The organism is Rhizobium ecuadorense, from assembly GCF_001187535.1.
In the GTDB taxonomy this organism is placed as follows: domain Bacteria; phylum Pseudomonadota; class Alphaproteobacteria; order Rhizobiales; family Rhizobiaceae; genus Rhizobium; species Rhizobium ecuadorense.
In genome coordinates this window covers 1-1,006 of sequence record NZ_LFIO01000693.1, presented here as the reverse complement: position 1 = coordinate 1,006, position 1,006 = coordinate 1, and the positions used below count along the sequence as shown (strand labels likewise).

At 54.2% G+C, this 1,006-nt stretch carries 1 protein-coding gene; it reads left to right on the top strand.

Features of this window, described 5'->3' with window-relative positions; all coding sequences use genetic code 11:
- Nucleotides 1-60 precede the first annotated feature (60 nt).
- On the top strand, nt 61-1,006 hold a 946-nt coding region (locus AF337_RS13265), incomplete at its 3' end, for an IS481 family transposase (protein ID WP_082336799.1).

The window sequence follows — 1,006 nt, the reverse complement described above, 5'->3', positions numbered from 1 at the left end:
TAGGTGTTTAGTCCCGGCATTTGATGGTGCAATATCTTCCTTGGCATGGAGGGAAGCACTATGGGCCAGGTTCTACATGGGAGCGCCACGACGACAGAGGCAATCCGTCGAGCAATACAAAATAGTGAAGAGAGCCTGAGAACGCTTTCGAAGCGATACGGGATCAACCAGAAAACCGTCGCTAAATGGAAGAAGCGGACATCGCTGGTCGACCTTCCTACAGGCCCGAAGGACCCACACTCGACGACCCTTTCCCTCGAAGAAGAGGCCGTCATCGTCGCTTTCCGCCGGCATACGTTGCTGCCGCTCGATGATTGCCTCTACGCTCTTCAGCCGACCATCCCACATCTGACGCGATCGTCGTTGCACAGGTGTTTGCAGCGCCACGGGATTTCACGTCTGCCGGAGGTCGGAGGCGACAAGGAACCGAAGAAGAAGTTCAAAAGTTATCCGATCGGCTACTTCCACATCGATATTGCCGAGGTGCAGACGGCCGAGGGCAAGCTCTATCTCTTTGTCGCAATTGACCGAACATCCAAGTTCGCGTTCGCAGAACTCTATACCAAAGCCGGCAAGATGAATGCCGCCCAGTTCCTGCGCAATCTGATCGCGGCCGTGCCCTACACCATCCATACCATCCTGACCGATAATGGCATTCAGTTCACCAATCGGGCCTGTGACCTATACGCCTTCCATCACATCTTCGACCGGGTCTGCGACGAGAACGATATTGAGCATCGTCTGACCAAGGTGAAGCACCCCTGGACCAACGGACAGGTCGAGCGGATGAACCGAACGATCAAGGAAGCCACCGTCAAGCGCTTCCACTACGACGATCACGCTCAATTGAAAAAACATCTGGCCGACTTTATCGACGCCTACAATTTCGGGCGCCGGCTCAAGACGCTAAAGGGCCTCACGCCTTACGAGTTCATCTGCAAACAATGGACTTTGGAGCCAGATCGATTCATCATCGATCCGATCCATCAAATGCCGGGACTAAACA